Here is a 15,507-nt window from a genome sequence, read left to right as displayed (position 1 = left end):
TCAGCCCACCCCGCCCGCGGCGACCCGGTCCAGCAGCTCCCCGGCGGCGGCGCGGGCCCGCTCGATGCGGGCGGGCACCCCGGAGAAGTCGCGGTAGCGCAGGGTGGCGGCACCGGGCGGCGCCGGGTCCCCCGCGGGCAGCACGTGCACGGTGACCCCCTCCGGGAGCGTGGCCAGGTCGGCGGCGAAGCGGTGCCGCCGGGCGATCTCGAAGGCGACGGTGGCCACGTCCCACGGCCGGGCCGGCGGCCGCAGCGGGCGGTCGATGCGCCCGACGTGCAGCACGTAGACCGTGCGCGCACCGAGGGCGACCGCGCGGCCGACCGGGATGCTGTGCACCAGGCCGCCGTCGAGGAAGTGCTCGCCGCCGATCGCCACCGGCGGGAGCAGCCCGGGCACCGCGCAGGAGGCGAGCACCGCGTCGACGAGCGGGCCGTCGGAGAACCAGTGCTCGGCGGCCCGCTCGATGCTCGCCGCGACGCACTGGAAGGGCACCGGCAGCTCGGCGAAGGTGCGCACCGGCAGCTCGGCCTCGAGCAGCTCGCGCAGCGGCTCACGGGGGTGCAGGTGGGTGCGGGTGCGCGCCAGGGTGCCCACCCGGGCGAGGAGGGAGCCGGCGAACACCCGACGGGAGGCGAGCTCCTCCCACACGCCGCGCAGCCGCTGGACCGCGCCGGGGCCGGGGTCGGCGGCGACGACGGCGCCGTTGATCGCGCCCACCGACGTGCCCACGACCAGGTCGGGGCGGATGCCGCGCTCGAGGAGGGCCTGCAGCATGCCCACCTCGGCCGCCCCCAGGACACCCCCGCCGCCGAGGACGAAGGCCGTGCCGCCGGTCCCGGCCGGACCCCGGGGCACCGGTGGCGTCGCCATGGCCGCATCGTGTCACGCGACCGGGAGCGCGCCGCGGTGCGAGGGAGGTCGGGGGCCCCACGGACCCGACCCCACGCCCGCGGCCGCGTCGGCGTCGCCCACGACCTGTCATTGCCCGGCGAGGGGCTCTCCTCCTCCGGCGTGCACCCGCACGGCGGTCCCGCCCCGGTGCGCCGCTCCCGGTCGCCGCCGCCGGCGGACCGCTGGCGGCGCGGCGCTCAGGAGCCGTGCGGGGCGGCGCGGTAGGCGCCGCCGGTGCCCGGCCGGCCCGCCGGGCGGTGCGCCCGGGCTTGCTCGAGCTTCTCCTGGCGCCGGGCGAAGACGACCGTGCCGATCAGGAAGAGCCCGGAGAGGATGAGCACCACGGCGGTGAAGGCGTTGACGAAGGGCAGGTCGACACCGGCGAGCGCGAGCACCCCGAGCGCGACCAGCACCAGCGCGGCGAGCACCGCCCCGGCGGCGCGCCACGGGCTCCGGGCCACCTCCTCGACGCCCTCCTTCGCCTTCTCCTTGGCGTAGTCCAGCGGCTTCCTCGCCCACGGGAAGCGCGTCGCCAGCACGGCGAGGCCGGCCGCGACCAGCACGAAGCCGGGACCGGGCAGCACGAGCAGCGCGATGCCGGCGAGGGTCAGCAGGCCGCCGAGGACGGCGACGACAGCGGTCTTCACCGTTGTGTTGTGCCCGACCGTCCGCGCGTCATGCGGTGACCGGGCGACGGGGTGGGTGAGGGCCGTCTCCTCAGCGGAAGACGACGGTGCTGTGCCCGTTGAGGAGCACCCGCTGCTCGCCGTGCCACCGGACGGCCCGCGACAGCGCCAGCGCCTCCGCGTCCTGGCCGACCGTGGCCAGCGCCCGCGGGTCGTAGGTGTGGTCGATGCGGATGACCTCCTGCTCGATGATCGGCCCCTCGTCCAGGTCGGCGGTGACGTAGTGGGCCGTCGCGCCGACCAGCTTGACCCCGCGGTCGAAGGCCTGGTGGTAGGGCTTGGCGCCCTTGAACCCCGGCAGGAACGAGTGGTGGATGTTGATCGCCCGGCCGTAGAGGGCGGCGCACGTCTCGTCGGAGAGGATCTGCATGTAGCGGGCCAGCACGACCAGGTCGGCCCGGTACTCCTCCACCAGCTCGAGCAGCCGCGCCTCGGCCTCGCGCTTGGTCGCCGGCGTCACCGGGACGTGGACGAACGGGAGGCCGGCCGCCTCCGCCATCGGGCGCAGGTCCTCGTGGTTGGACACCACCGCGACGAGCTCGGCGCCCAGGCTGCCCGCGCGCCAGCGGAACACCAGGTCGTTGAGGCAGTGCCCCAGCTTGGACACCATGACCACCACCCGCTGCGGCCGGTCCCCGCTGACCTGGTAGGTCATGCCGAACTCCTCGGCCACCGCCCGGAACTCCGCCGACAGGCGCGCGCAGTCGGTGTCCTCGGTGCAGACGAAGGCCGTGCGCAGGAACAGCTGACCGCGGACGGCGTCGTCGAACTGCTGGTGCTCGACGATGTCGCAGCCGTGGCGGAACAGGAACGAGCTGACCGCGTGCACGATGCCCGGGCGCTCCTGGCAGCTGAGCGTGAGGGTGAACGGGTGGGACACGGGTGCCTCCTCAGCACTCGACGATGTTGAGCGCCAGCCCGCCACGGGCGGTCTCCTTGTACTTGTCCTTCATGTCGGCCCCGGTCTCGCGCATCGTCTTGATCGCCTTGTCCAGCGGGACGTGGTGCCGGCCGTCCCCGCGCACGGCCATGCGCGCGGCGGTGATCGCCTTGACCGAGCCGACGGCGTTGCGCTCGATGCACGGGATCTGCACCAGCCCGCCGACCGGGTCGCAGGTGAGGCCGAGGTTGTGCTCGATGCCGATCTCGGCGGCGTTCTCCACCTGCTCCGGCGTCCCGCCGAGCACCTCGGCGAGGCCGGCGGCGGCCATGGAGCAGGCCGAGCCGACCTCCCCCTGGCAGCCGACCTCGGCGCCGGAGATGGAGGCGTTCTCCTTGAACAGCAGCCCGATCGCGGCGGCGGTGAGCAGGAACCGGACGACGCCGTCCTCGTCGTAGGACCCCACGAAGTCGCGGTAGTAGTGCAGGACGGCGGGCACGATGCCGGCGGCGCCGTTGGTCGGCGCGGTGACCACCCGGCCGCCGGCGGCGTTCTCCTCGTTGACCGCCAGGGCGTAGAGGGTCACCCACTCCATCGCGCGCAGCGGGTCGGCCTCGTCCGGGTGCTCCTCGAGCTGCGCGCGCAGCGCGGCGGCGCGGCGGCGGACCCTGAGCCCGCCGGGCAGGACGCCGGGGGTGCGGGTGCCCCGCTCGACGCACTCCTGCATGACCGACCACACGTGCAGCAGACCGGCGCGGACCTCCGCCTCGCTGCGCCAGGCCAGCTCGTTGGCGAGCACCACGTCGCTGATCCGCAGGCCGGTCTCCCGCGTGCGGGCCAGCAGCTCCTCGCCGGTGCGGAAGGGGTACCGGACGGGTGTGGGGTCCTCGACGAGGGCCGGCTCGCCGGCGTCGTCCTGGTCGAGGACGAAGCCGCCGCCCACGGAGTAGTAGGTGCGCCGCTCGACCTCCTCGCCGTCGGCGCCCAGGGCCCGGAAGACCATGCCGTTGCTGTGGAACTCCAGCCGCCGGCGGCGGTGCAGCACGACGTCGTCGTCGACGGCGAAGGCGATCGGGTGCTCGCCGGCGAGCAGGAGCTTCCCCTCGCGGCGGACGGCGTCGACCCGCGGCTCGGCCGCGACCGGGTCGACCAGGTCGGGCTGCTCGCCCTCCAGGCCGAGGACGACGGCCTTGACGCTGCCGTGCCCGTGCCCGGTGGCCCCCAGCGACCCGAACAGCTCGCAGCGCACCCCGGCGACCCGTCCCAGCAGCCCCTCGTCGCGGAGGCGGGAGGCGAAGGTGCAGGCCGCGCGCATGGGGCCGACGGTGTGCGAGCTGGACGGGCCGATGCCGACCTTGAACAGGTCGAAGGCGCTGATGGTCACCGCTGCCTCCCTCTCCCCCGGTCACCGGTCTGCGCCCCAGGTTCAGGTACACGATTGGTATATCAGATGTATCGTCACGGTATGTCGTTCGCTCCGACGAGGCAAGACCCTGCGGCGGTCACCCTCTACGATCTGTCCGTGACCGCTGCCCCCCTGGACCTCGACTCGTCCGTCGTCTCCCTGGCGGACAAGGCCTACGTGGCGGTCCGGGACCGGCTGATCATGCTCGACATCCGCCCCGGCGACCCGATCGACGACGACGAGCTGGCCGGGGACCTCGGGGTGGGCCGGACCCCGGTCCGGGAGGCGCTCAAGCGCCTGGAGGGCGACCGGCTGGTGGTCTCCTACCCGCGGCGCGGGACCTTCGCGACCGGCATGGACATCTCCGACCTGGCGCACATCTCCGACATCCGCGCCCAGCTCGAGCCGCTGGCTGCCCGGCGTGCCGCCGAGCGGGCCGCCCGCTCGTCGCCCGCCGAGCTCGAGGAGCTGGCCGCGAGCATCCAGCACCTGCGCGTCGACCGGACCGACCGGACCGAGCTGATGCGGTGGGACCTCGCGGTGCACCGGGCCATCTACCGGGCCTCGGGCAACCCCCACCTGGAGGACGTCCTGATCCGGTACGACAACCTGGCGACGCGGATCTTCTGCCTGTTCCTGGACCGGCTGCCCTCGGTCGACGAGCACGTCGGGGAGCACGTCGAGCTGCTCCGCGCGATCGCCGCCGGCGACGCCGACCGGGCCGACGACCTCGCCCGCGAGCACGTGCTCGGGTTCGAGCGGGCGATCCGCGCGGTCATCTGAAGGACCACCCTTCCCCCCACGCCTCGCTCCGCTCGGCGCGGGCCCCTGAGGGGTGGCCGTTCCATCACGTCACCGAGCCGACGGCGTCGAGGACGGCGAGGACGTCCCGCGTGGCCGCGACGTCGTGCACGCGCAGCACGGTGGCGCCCCGCTGGACCGCGACGGCGGCCGCCGCCAGGGAGCCGGGCAGCCGGTCGGCCACGCCCCGCCCGGTGAGCTGCCCGAGCAGCGACTTGCGGGACAGCCCCACCATGACCGGGACCCCCAGCCCGGTGAGCGCGTCGAGCGACCGCAGCAGCGCGAGGTTGTGGGCCAGCGTCTTGCCGAAGCCGAACCCCGGGTCCACCAGCAGGTGCTCCGGGGGGATGCCGGCCTCCAGGCAGTCCCGCAGCCGCCCGGCGAGGAAGGCGCGCACCTCCCCGACGACGTCCCGGTAGCGCGGGTCCTCCTGCATGGTCTCCGGCGAGCGCTGCATGTGCATCAGGCACACCGGCACGCCCAGCTCCGCGGCCGCGGCCAGGGCGCCGGGCCGCTGCAGCGCCCGTACGTCGTTGACCATGCCGGCGCCGGCGGCCACCGCCGCGCCCATGACCTCGGGCCGGGAGGTGTCGACCGACAGCGGCACGGCGACCCGCCCGGCCAGGGCCTCGACCACCGGGACCACCCGGTCCAGCTCCTCGGCGAGCGTCGGCGGGCGCGCGCCCGGCCGGGTCGACTCCCCGCCGACGTCGATGAGGTCGGCGCCCTCGGCCGCCAGGGTGAGCCCGCGCTCCAGGGCGCGGTCGAAGCTGCGGAAGCGCCCGCCGTCGGAGAAGGAGTCGGGGGTGACGTTGAGGACGCCGCAGACCAGGGGCCGCCGGGTCCGGAGCGCCCGGCCCAGGGACGCGGCGGTCCCGGTCGGGCGGGGGGCCGCCGCCAGCGCCGTGCCGGTCACGACGCCCCGCGCGCGGACGCGACGGTGTGCCGCAGGAGCAGCGCGGCGGTGGCCCCTCCGCCCGGGACGGGCTCCCGGGCGGGGAGCTGCCCCAGGGAGGTCTCGAGGGTGTCGGTGCGCACGGGCGGTCCTCCAGTGGGCGCGGTCGGGTGGGCACGCCGCGGGCCGGCGGGCGCCCGGTGGTCGGGCCGCCCGCCGGTCCGGCGGAGGTGACGGGCCGGGGCGGCCACCCTCCAGGGGCCCGCGCCGAGCGGAGCGAGGCGTGGGGGGAGGGTGGTCCTCTCCTAGCCGCGGATGCGGGTCATCTCCGGGTCGACCAGCGGCTCGGCGGCGACGGTCGCCCGGATGCGGGTGTCGAACCACCCGATCTCGACGCGCGTCCCGACGGTCGCCGACGCCGGCAGCCAGGCGTAGGCGACCGGCCGGCCGACGGTGTGCCCGAAGGCCGCGCTCGTCACGTAGCCCGCGGGCCGCCCGTCCACGAACACCGGCTCGTGGCCGAGGACGACGCTGCGGCCGTCGTCGACCGTGAGGCAGGACAGCCGGCGGCTCACCGTGTCGGCGCTGCGCCCGGCGAGGGCCTCCTGGCCCACGTAGCCCTGCTTCTGCTTGCGGACGGCGAACCCGAGACCGGCCTCGTAGGGGTCGTGCTCGGTGGTCACGTCGTGACCCCAGGCGCGGTAGCCCTTCTCCAACCGCAGGCTGTTGAACGCGGCCCGGCCCGCGGCGACGACGCCGAGGTCCTGCCCGGCCTGCCACAGCACGTCCCACAGCCGCCGGCCGGTGTCGGCGCCGGTGTAGAGCTCCCAGCCGAGCTCGCCGACGTAGGACAGCCGCATCGCCGTCACCGGCACTCCCCCGATCCGGGCCCGCTTGGCGCGGAAGTACTTCAGGCCCTCGTTGGAGAAGTCGTCGGCGCTGAGCCGCTGCACGAGGTCGCGGGCGCGGGGGCCCCACAGGCCGATGCAGCACGTGCCGCCGGTGACGTCGCGGACCTGCACGCTGCCGTCGTCGGGCGCCTCGCGCAGGAGGTGGTCGAGGTCGAGGGGGCCGTTGGCGCCGACCTGGAACAGCTGCTCGCCCAGCCGGGCGACGGTGAGGTCGCTGCGGACGCCGCCGGCCTCGTCGAGGGCCAGCGTGTAGGTCACCGACCCGACCGACTTGTCCATCTCGCCGGTCGTCAGCCGCTGCAGGAGGTCCAGCGCACCGGGCCCGCTGACCTCCAGCCGCTTGAGCGGCGTCATGTCGTACATCGCCACGGCGGTGCGCGTCCGCCACGCCTCGGCCGCCGCGATCGGCGACCAGAACCGTCCCGACCAGTCGTCGCGCTCCGGCGGTACCCACTCGGCGGGCAGCTCGTCGACCAGGTGCGCGTTGGCCTCGTACCAGTGCGGCCGCTCCCAGCCGCCGGCCTCGAGGAAGACCGCGCCGAGCTCCTGCTGCCGGGCGTGGAAGGGGCTGACCCGGAGGTCGCGCGGGGACAGCCGGGGCTGCAGCGGGTGGACGACGTCGTAGACCTCGACGAAGTTCTGCTGCGAGGTCTCGCTGACGTACTCCGGCGTGAGCTGGACGTCCTCGAAGCGGTGCACGTCGCAGCCGTGCAGGTCGAGCTCGCTGCGGCCCTCGACGAGCAGCTGGGCCACCGACCGGGCGACGCCGGCCGAGTGGGTCACCCAGACCGCCTCGGCGATCCAGAAGCCGGCCACGTCCCGCGACTCGCCGATCAGCGGACCGCCGTCCGGGGTGAAGGAGAAGACGCCGTTGAACCCGGAGTCGATCTTCGAGGCGCGCAGCGAGGGCAGCAGCAGCCGGCTCTCCTCCCACTGGGCGGCGAAGTCCTCCTCGGTGAAGGGCAGCATCGAGGGCATCGACTCCTCCCGGACGTCCCCGTCGTCGCCGTCGCCCTGGGGCAGCTCCCGCAGGTCGACCGGCATCGGCCGGTGGGCGTAGGACCCGATGCCCAGGCGGTCGGCGCGCTCCCGGTAGTAGAGGTCCTGGTCCTGGTGGCGCAGGATCGGCAGGCTCGCCTCGGTGAGCTCGGTGTTGCGCCCGACGAGGTCGGGCACCTGGTCGGTCCAGACGAACTGGTGGGCCAGCGGGAGCAGGGGCACGTCCATGCCGACCATGGCGCCGAGCTCCTGACCCCAGAAGCCGGCGCAGGAGACGACGACGTCGGCGGGGAGAACGCCGTCGGGCGTCCGGACGCCGGTCACCCGGCCGCCGGCCTGCTCGATGCCGGTCACCCGGGTCGAGCCCTGGAAGACCGCACCCCGCGCCTCGGCGCGGCGGGCGAGCGCGACGACCGCCCGGGACGCCTTGGCCAGGCCGTCGGAGGGGATGTGCAGCCCGCCGAGGACGCGCTCGCGGTCGACCAGCGGGTGCAGCCGCACGCACTCCCCGGCGTCGACGACCTGCGCCTCGACGCCCCAGGAGGTGGCCCAGCCCTGCTTGCGGTGCAGGTCGGCGAGCCGCCCGGGCGTGGTGGCGACCTCGAGGCCGCCGACCTGGTTGAAGCACCAGGCGCCGTCGACGTCGAGGTCCAGGAACTTCTCCACCGTGTAGCCGGCGAACGCCGTCATGGTCTTGGAGGGGTTGGTCTGGAAGACCAGCCCCGGCGCGTGCGAGGTGGAGCCCCCGGTCAGCGGGAGGGGGCCCTGGTCGACGACGGTGACGCGGTCCCAGCCGCGGAGGGTGAGCTCGTCGGCCAGGTTGGCGCCGACGATCCCCGCTCCGATGATGACGACACGAGGGGTGGTGGACACGTTCTGCTCCTGACTGACGGGCCGGTCAGCGGTCGGGGGTGGTGGTGAACTCGAGGGCCGCGTCGAGCAGCCAGTCGGCCAGGTAGCCGGCGAAGGACGACCGCACCAGGACGGCGACGTCGTCCCCGGCGTCGGAGAGGGCCAGCAGCACCACGCCGGCCTGGCCCAGCGTCGTCTGCGCGCTGCTCCCCCGGCCGAACACCCGCGGGTGCAGGTCGATCGAGCAGCCCCTGGCCAGCACGTCGCGCACCCGCGCCCCGGCCAGCCGGAGGCCGATCCGCTGGGCGGAGACGTCGGTCGCGGACCCGCCCAGGCCGACGACGGCGGCGCGGACCCGGCCCTCGAGCTCCTCGGGCGCCTCCGTGGGGCTGGTGAGCAGCCACTCGTCGGGGCCGAGCCAGACGGCCCGCCCCGCGCCGGCCGGCACCCAGGTGTTGGGCGCCGTCGGCAGGTCGACGCCCAGCGCCGTGGACGCCCCGGGGCCGACGGTGCCGAGGCGGACGTCGACCATCGCGACGTACGGCTCGGCGGCGATCCGCACGGTGTCGGGCAGCCGCTCGAACGCGGCGGTCCACGCCTCGAGCGGGTGGGTGCGCAGCAGCTCAGCCATCGCGACGGGCTCCTTCGGGGTCGACCAGCACCGAGCCGGTGACCTCGACCGGGACGAGGGTGCCGTGGACGGGGACGTGGACGGTCTCGCCGATGCGCTCCCGGCCGCCCTTGACCAGTGCCAGGGCGAACGGCCGGGCGAGCTCGGCGCTGCGGTAGCTGGACGTGACGTGGCCGAGCATCGGCACCGGCGGGGGCGGCAGCTCGCCGTCGGCGGCGAACTCCACGATCTGCGAGCCCTCCGGCAGGACGGTCTGCCGGTCCACGGGCAGCAGCCCGACCAGCTGCTTGCGCAGCGGGTCCTGGTTGGCCTGCCGCGAGAAGCTGCGCTTGCCGATGAAGTCGGGCTTCTTCTTCGACACCGCCCAGGCCATGCCGAGGTCGTGCGGGGTGACGGTGCCGTCGGTGTCCTGCCCGATGATCGGGTAGCCCTTCTCCGCGCGGAGCACGTGCATGGTCTCGGTGCCGTAGGGCGTGATGCCGTACGGGCGACCGGCCTCGAGCAGCCGCTCCCACACGGCGACCGCGTACCAGGGGTTGACGTAGACCTCGAAGGCCAGCTCGCCGGAGAAGCTGATCCGGGCCAGCCGGACCGGCACCCCCTCGAGGGTGGTGTCCCGCCAGGTCATGAACGGGAACGCCTCGGCGGAGACGTCCACGCCGGGGAACACCGCACCGACGACGTCGCGGGAGCGCGGGCCGACGACCGGGAAGGTGACCCACTGCTCGGTGACCGAGGTGCAGTGCACCCGCAGGTCCGGCCACTCGGTCTGGACCCACTCCTCCATCCAGTCGAGGACCTTCGCCGCGCCGCCGGTGGTGGTGAGGACGAGGAAGCGGTCCTCGGCCAGGCGCAGCACCGTGCCGTCGTCGATGACCATGCCGTCGACGCCGCACATGACGCCGTAGCGCACCGAGCCGACCTTCAGGCTGCTCATCAGGTTCGTGTACAGCCGGTCCAGGAGGACGGCGGCGTCCGGGCCCTGGACGTCGATCTTGCCCAGGGTGGAGCCGTCGAGGATCCCGACGCCGGTGCGGACCGCGGCGCACTCCCGGAGGACCGCGGCCTCCATGTCCTCGCCGGGCCGCGGGTAGTGGCGGGGCCGCTTCCACTGGCCGACGTCCTCGAAGACCGCGCCGGCCGCCACGTGCCAGTCGTGCAGGGCGGTGACCCGCTCGGGGTCGAAGAGCCGGCCCCGGTCGCGGCCGGCCAGCGCGGCGAAGGCGACCGGGGTGTAGGGCGGCCGGAACGTGGTCGTCCCGGTGTCCTGCACCGGGACCCCGAGCAGCTCGGCGACGATCCCCGAGGTGAGGACGCCGGAGGTCTTGCCCTGGTCGTGCGCCGTGCCGATGGTCGTGTACCGCTTGACGTGCTCGATGGAGCGCAGGCCGGCGCCGATCGCGCGGGCGACGTCGGCGACCGTGGCGTCGCGCTGCAGGTCGACGAACGAGGTGGTGCCCTCGGCGCCCGAGGTGTCCGGCACCCGCCACAGCACCAGGGGCGCGGCCGGGACGACGGGCTCCGGGGCGGTGGGCAGCCGGTCGTCGGCCGCCGGCGCGACCCCCAGGGCCGCGAGCGCCGCCCGGGCCACGCGCTGCCCGTCGGCCAGGCACCCGGCCAGGTCGAACAGGCCGGCCGCGGAGCCGGCGACCGCCAGGCCGTCGAGCTCCTCGCCGGGCACGAACGCGCCGAGGCCCTCGTCGTAGCGGAGGCGGCCGCGGGACTGGCTGAACAGGTGCACCGCGGGGTTCCAGCCGCCGCTGACCAGCAGCAGGTCGCAGGCGATCGCGCTGCTCGCGCCGACCTCGCCGTCCGCGAACGGGGCGACGAGGGCGTGCGTGACCCGCTCGACGCCCCGCGTGCCGGTCACGACGGCCCCGGACAGGACGCGGATGCCCGCGCGCTCGCACTCCGCGCGCCGGGGCGAGCCCTCCGGCCGGGCGTCGACCACCGCCTGCACGCGCACACCCGCGCGGGACAGGTCGAGGGCGGCGTCGTAGGCGCTGTCGTTCGTGGTGAACACGACGGCCTCGCGGCCGGGCAGCACGCCGTAGCGGTGCAGGAACGTGCGGGCGGCGCCGGCGAGCATGGTCCCCGGGCGGTCGTTGTCGGCGAACACGACCGGGCGCTCGTGCGCCCCCGTCGCGACGACGATCGAGCGCGCCCGGAGGCGCCACACCCGCTGCCGGGAGACGTGCTTGGGCGCGGCGGCGCCGAGGTGGTCGGTGCGCCGCTCGAGAGCCAGGACGAAGCCGTCGTCGTAGCTGCCGAAGGCGGTGGTGCGCTGCAGGTGCAGCACCTCCGGGGCGGCGGCCAGCTCGGCGACCGCCGCGGCGACCCACTGCAGCGCCGGGGCGTCGTCGAGCCGGTCGGTGCCGCCCAGCAGCGAGCCGCCGGCCTCGGACTGCTCGTCGACGAGCGCGACGCGGGCACCGGAGCGCGCGGCGGTGAGCGCGGCGGCCAGCCCCGCGGGACCGGCACCGACGACCAGCACGTCGACGTGGTGGTGGACGGCGTCGTAGCGGGCCGAGTCGGGGACGTCGGCGAGGCGGCCCTGCCCCGGCAGGCCGGAGGCGGCGAGCCCGTCGGCGAGCTCGACGGTGGTGGCCAGCAGCATGGGCTCCGGGAAGGGCTCCTCGATCTGCACCAGGCCGCCGGGGTCCTCGGCCCAGGCGGCGGCGATGCCGCGCGGCCGACCGAGCTTGATGCTGGTGGCGACCTGGTGCCGGCCGTTGGCGAGCAGCGCCGAGGCCAGGGTGTCGCCGGGGTGACCGGTCAGGGTCTGCCCGTCGAAGGTGAACTCGACGGTGGTGGCGCGGTCGACGCGGCCGCCCTCGGGGGTGCGGGAGGAGCTCGTCACGGAGTCACCGACTTCGGGTCGTCGAGGCGGTACACGCGCTCGAAGCGGTAGGTGGCGGTGTCGCGGATGGCGTTGAACCAGCGGCGGCAGCCGGCGCTGTGGTTCCAGCGCTCGGCGAAGCGGCCCCGGGTGTTGTCGCGGTGGAAGACGTAGTGCGCCCACTGCTCGTCGGAGAGCTCGGCGGGGCTGTCCGGGTAGGGGACGTGGGCCTGGCCGCCGTAGGAGAACTCGACCTCCTCGCGGGGGCCGCACCACGGGCACGCGATGAGCTGCATCGGGGTTGCTCCCTGTGTCAGTAGGCGACGGTCAGTGGGCGACGGCGGCCGCGCCGTGCTCGTCGACGAGCGCGCCGGTGGTGAAGCGGTCGAGGCCGAACGGCGCGACGAGCGGGTGGGGCTCGCCGGAGGCGATCGTGTGCGCGAGGGCCGAGCCGATGCCGGGGGTGGCCTTGAACCCGCCGGTCCCCCAGCCGCAGTTGAGCCACACGTTCGCGTAGGGGGTCCGCCCGACGATCGGCGAGGCGTCGGGGCTGGTGTCGACGATGCCCGCCCAGGTGCGCAGCAGGTGCGCCCGCGCGAACACCGGGAACAGCTCCACGGCGGCGGCCATCTGGCGCTCGATGACGTGGAAGGCGCCGCGCTGGCCGTACCCGTTGTAGGAGTCGACGCCGGCGCCCATGACCAGCTCGCCCTTGTGCGCCTGGGAGACGTAGACGTGCACCGCGTTGGACATGACCACGGTGGGGTGCACCGGCTCGAGCAGCTCGGAGACCAGCGCCTGCAGCGGGTGGCTCTGGATCGGCACGCGGATGCCGAGCATGTCGGTGAGCACCGACGTGGAGCCGGCCGCGCAGAGGACGACGGTGCCGGCGGCGATGTCGCCCCGGGAGGTCCGGACACCGGTGACCCGGTCGCCGTCGGTGGTGAAGCCGGTGACCTCGCAGTCCTGGACGAGGTCGATCCCGGCGTCGGAGGCGCGGCGGGCGAAGCCCCAGGCCACGTAGTCGTGCTTGGCGATGCCCGCGCGCGGCTGGTAGGTCGCCCCCAGGACCGGGTAGCGGATGTCGGTCGAGGTGTTGACGACCGGGCAGACCTTGCGGACCTCGTCGGGCTCCAGCCACTCGGCGTCGACGCCGTTGAGCTTGTTCGCCTCGACGCGGCGGACGCTGTCGCGGACGTCCTGCAGGGTGTGGGCGAGGTTGAGCACGCCGCGCTGGCTGAACAGGATCGGGTAGTCGAGGTCCTCCTCCAGCCCCTCCCACAGCTTCAGCGCGTGCTCGTAGATCGCCGAGCTCTCGTCCCACAGGTAGTTGGACCGGATGATCGTGGTGTTGCGGGCCATGTTGCCGCCGGCCAGCCAGCCCTTCTCCAGCACCGCGACGTTCGTGATGCCGTGGTCCTTCGCCAGGTAGTGCGCGGTGGCCAGGCCGTGCCCGCCGCCGCCCACGATGACCACGTCGTAGGACCTCCGCGGCTCGGGGTCGCGCCAGAGGGAGTCGGGGTGCTCCGGCAGGTCCGCGCCGGGGGTGCGGGGGCTCATCGGGAGACCTCCGTCAGCTCGGGGTACAGGGGGTGGCGCTCGGCCAGCCGGGTGACCCGGCCGCGGAGCCCGGCGAGCTGCTCCTCACCGGTCGAGGGGCGCAGCGCGGCCGCGATGACGTCGGCCACCTCGGCGAAGTCGTCGAGGCCGAAGCCGCGGGCCGCCAGCGCGGGGGTGCCGATCCGCACCCCGGAGCTGACCATCGGCGGGCGGGGGTCGAAGGGCACCGCGTTGCGGTTGACCGTGATGCCGACGGCGTGCAGCCGGTCCTCGGCCTGCCGGCCGTCGAGCTCGGACCCCCGCAGGTCGACCAGGACGAGGTGGACGTCGGTGCCGCCGCTGACCACGTCGATGCCCGCCTCGCGGGAGTCGGGGGCCAGCAGCCGGTCGGCCAGCAGCCGGGCGCCGGCGAGCGTCCGCTGCTGCCGCTCCCGGAACGCGGGCTCGGCGGCCAGCTTGAAGGCGACGGCCTTGGCGGCGATCACGTGCTCCAGCGGGCCGCCCTGCTGACCCGGGAAGACCGAGGAGTTGAACTTCTTGGCCAGGTCGGCGGTGGCCAGGACGACGCCGCCGCGCGGACCGCCGAGGGTCTTGTGGGTGGTCGAGGTGACCACGTGGGCGTGCGGGACGGGCGAGGGGTGCAGTCCGGCGGCGACCAGCCCGGCGAAGTGCGCCATGTCGACCATCAGGTAGGCGCCGACCTCGTCGGCGATCCGCCGGAACCCGGCGAAGTCCAGCTGCCGCGGGTAGGCCGACCAGCCGGCGATGATGAGCCGGGGCCGGCGCTCGTGGGCCAGCCGCTCGACCTCGGCCATGTCGACGCGGTGGTCGTCGGGCCGCACGTGGTAGGCCGCGACGTCGTAGAGCTTGCCCGAGAAGTTGAGCTTCATCCCGTGGGTCAGGTGGCCGCCGTGCGCCAGGTCCAGCCCCAGGATGGTGTCCCCGGGCTGCAGGAGCGCCGACATCGCCGCCGCGTTGGCCTGGGCGCCCGAGTGCGGCTGCACGTTCGCGTACTCGGCGCCGAACAGCGCCTTCAGCCGGTCGATGGCCAGCTGCTCGATCACGTCGACGTGCTCGCACCCGCCGTAGTAGCGGCGGCCGGGGTAGCCCTCGGCGTACTTGTTGGTGAGCACCGAGCCCTGCGCCTGCATGACGGCCACGGGGGCCGAGTTCTCGCTGGCGATCATCTCCAGCGTGGTCTGCTGCCGCGTCAGCTCGGCGGAGATCGCGGCGGAGACCTCCGGGTCGGTCTCCCGCAGCGACCGGTCGAGCAGGCGGGCGGGAGCGGTCCGCGGAGCCTCGCGGGTCTGGACGACCATGCCGGGGTCCCCTCTGTCGGGAATGTGGAGCGAGGACTGGTATATCAGTCGTCGACCACACTAGGGTGGGCGCCGGGCAGGGTCAAGGGGCAGCCGGGACGTCGTCCCGCGGGCTCCCCGCACCAGCGGCCACCCCACCGGCGCGACCGGTCGCGCACCCCCACGAGAGGAGCTCCACCGCCATGGCCTACGAGGTGAAGGGCGTCGTCGCCCGCAGCAAGGGCGCCCCGGTGACCGTCGAGACGGTCCTCGTCCCGGACCCCGGGCCCGGTGAGGCGGTCGTCGACGTGCAGGCGTGCGGCGTCTGCGCCACCGACCTGCACTACCGCGAGGGCAACATCAACGACGAGTTCCCGTTCCTGCTCGGCCACGAGGCCGCCGGGACCGTCTCGGCGGTCGGCGAGGGCGTCACCGACGTCGCGGTCGGCGACTTCGTGGTGCTCAACTGGCGGGCCGTCTGCGGGCAGTGCCGCGCCTGCCGCAAGGGGCAGCCGCAGTACTGCTTCGACACCCACAACGCCGCCCAGCGGATGACCCTGGCCGACGGCACCGAGCTCTCTCCGGCGCTCGGGATCGGCGCGTTCGCCGAGAAGACCCTGGTGCACTCCGGGCAGTGCACCAAGGTCGACCCGCAGACCCCGGCGACGGCCGCCGGGCTGCTCGGCTGCGGCGTGATGGCCGGCGTCGGGGCGGCGATCAACACCGGTGGCGTGCAGCGCGGCGAGTCGGTGGCCGTGTTCGGCTGCGGCGGGGTCGGCGACGCCGCGATCGCCGGGGCGAGGCTGGCCGGGGCGACCACGATCGTCGCCGTCGACGTCGACGACCGGAAGCTGGC

Annotated in this window: 14 protein-coding genes; 2 read left to right on the top strand and 12 right to left on the bottom strand. The window is 74.8% G+C overall.

What is annotated here, in order from left to right:
• From BLQ97_RS18385 to BLQ97_RS18365, 4 genes are all read right to left on the bottom strand, one after another.
• Entirely contained in the window at positions 1–873 is an 873-nt protein-coding gene (locus tag BLQ97_RS18385) for a patatin-like phospholipase family protein (RefSeq protein WP_091367485.1), read from the bottom strand.
• Between the two features lie 218 nt (positions 874–1,091).
• Positions 1,092–1,541, bottom strand: coding sequence for a PGPGW domain-containing protein (locus BLQ97_RS18375; protein ID WP_091367483.1), 450 nt, complete (start codon positions 1,539–1,541; stop codon positions 1,092–1,094).
• A 70-nt stretch (positions 1,542–1,611) separates the two neighbouring features.
• Positions 1,612–2,460: a formyltetrahydrofolate deformylase gene (purU, locus tag BLQ97_RS18370; protein ID WP_091367482.1), complete on the bottom strand. Its 849-nt coding sequence runs from the start codon at positions 2,458–2,460 to the stop codon at positions 1,612–1,614.
• A 10-nt stretch (positions 2,461–2,470) separates the two neighbouring features.
• A complete protein-coding gene (locus BLQ97_RS18365; RefSeq protein ID WP_091367481.1) occupies positions 2,471–3,844 on the bottom strand; it encodes an L-serine ammonia-lyase in 1,374 nt (457 codons plus the stop codon).
• A gap of 138 nt (positions 3,845–3,982) precedes the next feature.
• On the opposite strand from BLQ97_RS18365, the gene BLQ97_RS18360 reads away from it, so the two are divergent.
• Positions 3,983–4,648, top strand: coding sequence for a GntR family transcriptional regulator (locus BLQ97_RS18360; RefSeq protein WP_091367480.1), 666 nt, complete (start codon positions 3,983–3,985; stop codon positions 4,646–4,648).
• 64 nt (positions 4,649–4,712) lie between these two features.
• Here the strand turns inward: BLQ97_RS18360 and folP are convergent, their stop codons facing one another.
• From folP to BLQ97_RS18325, 8 genes are all read right to left on the bottom strand, one after another.
• The gene (gene folP, locus BLQ97_RS18355; RefSeq protein WP_091367479.1) at positions 4,713–5,582 is read right to left on the bottom strand and encodes a dihydropteroate synthase; all 870 of its coding nucleotides are present in this window, start codon (positions 5,580–5,582) and stop codon (positions 4,713–4,715) included.
• Positions 5,579–5,704, bottom strand: coding sequence for a hypothetical protein (locus BLQ97_RS24305; RefSeq protein ID WP_281181446.1), 126 nt, complete (start codon positions 5,702–5,704; stop codon positions 5,579–5,581). The genes folP and BLQ97_RS24305 overlap by 4 nt, the downstream gene beginning before the upstream one ends.
• Positions 5,705–5,866: 162 nt before the next feature.
• Positions 5,867–8,344, bottom strand: a complete 2,478-nt coding sequence (locus BLQ97_RS18350; protein WP_091367478.1) for a GcvT family protein — start codon at positions 8,342–8,344, stop codon at positions 5,867–5,869.
• Positions 8,345–8,369: 25 nt separating this feature from the next.
• Entirely contained in the window at positions 8,370–8,954 is a 585-nt protein-coding gene (locus BLQ97_RS18345) for a sarcosine oxidase subunit gamma (RefSeq protein ID WP_091367477.1), read from the bottom strand.
• Positions 8,947–11,814, bottom strand: coding sequence for a 2Fe-2S iron-sulfur cluster-binding protein (locus tag BLQ97_RS18340; protein WP_091367476.1), 2,868 nt, complete (start codon positions 11,812–11,814; stop codon positions 8,947–8,949). The genes BLQ97_RS18345 and BLQ97_RS18340 overlap by 8 nt, the downstream gene beginning before the upstream one ends.
• On the bottom strand, positions 11,811–12,089 hold the full coding sequence (locus BLQ97_RS18335) for a sarcosine oxidase subunit delta (RefSeq protein WP_091367475.1): 279 nt from the start codon (positions 12,087–12,089) through the stop codon (positions 11,811–11,813). Before BLQ97_RS18335 ends, BLQ97_RS18340 begins: the two co-directional genes overlap by 4 nt.
• 31 nt (positions 12,090–12,120) lie before the next feature.
• Positions 12,121–13,353, bottom strand: a complete 1,233-nt coding sequence (locus tag BLQ97_RS18330; protein ID WP_091367474.1) for a sarcosine oxidase subunit beta family protein — start codon at positions 13,351–13,353, stop codon at positions 12,121–12,123.
• Positions 13,350–14,672 carry a serine hydroxymethyltransferase gene (locus BLQ97_RS18325; RefSeq protein WP_091367473.1) on the bottom strand — a complete coding sequence of 441 codons (1,323 nt, stop codon included), beginning with the start codon at positions 14,670–14,672 and terminating at the stop codon, positions 13,350–13,352. Before BLQ97_RS18325 ends, BLQ97_RS18330 begins: the two co-directional genes overlap by 4 nt.
• A gap of 182 nt (positions 14,673–14,854) precedes the next feature.
• On the opposite strand from BLQ97_RS18325, the gene BLQ97_RS18320 reads away from it, so the two are divergent.
• Positions 14,855–15,507 (top strand): alcohol dehydrogenase catalytic domain-containing protein (locus BLQ97_RS18320; RefSeq protein WP_245692435.1); only part of this gene is annotated, 653 nt, incomplete at its 3' end.

Origin of the sequence: Geodermatophilus telluris, assembly GCF_900102745.1 — a bacterium.
Classification (GTDB): domain Bacteria; phylum Actinomycetota; class Actinomycetes; order Mycobacteriales; family Geodermatophilaceae; genus Geodermatophilus; species Geodermatophilus telluris.
This window is presented reverse-complemented; position numbering and strand designations above follow the sequence as displayed.

Excerpts from the sequence above, each read along its gene's own strand:
- BLQ97_RS18335 (WP_091367475.1), bottom strand. The coding sequence starts at position 12,089 with ATGCAGCTCATCGCGTGCCCGTGGTGCGGCCCCCGCGAGGAGGTCGAG.
- BLQ97_RS18325 (WP_091367473.1), bottom strand. The coding sequence starts at position 14,672 with ATGGTCGTCCAGACCCGCGAGGCTCCGCGGACCGCTCCCGCCCGCCTG.
- BLQ97_RS18385 (WP_091367485.1), bottom strand. The coding sequence starts at position 873 with ATGGCGACGCCACCGGTGCCCCGGGGTCCGGCCGGGACCGGCGGCACG.
- BLQ97_RS18345 (WP_091367477.1), bottom strand. The coding sequence starts at position 8,954 with ATGGCTGAGCTGCTGCGCACCCACCCGCTCGAGGCGTGGACCGCCGCG.
- BLQ97_RS18330 (WP_091367474.1), bottom strand. The coding sequence starts at position 13,353 with ATGAGCCCCCGCACCCCCGGCGCGGACCTGCCGGAGCACCCCGACTCC.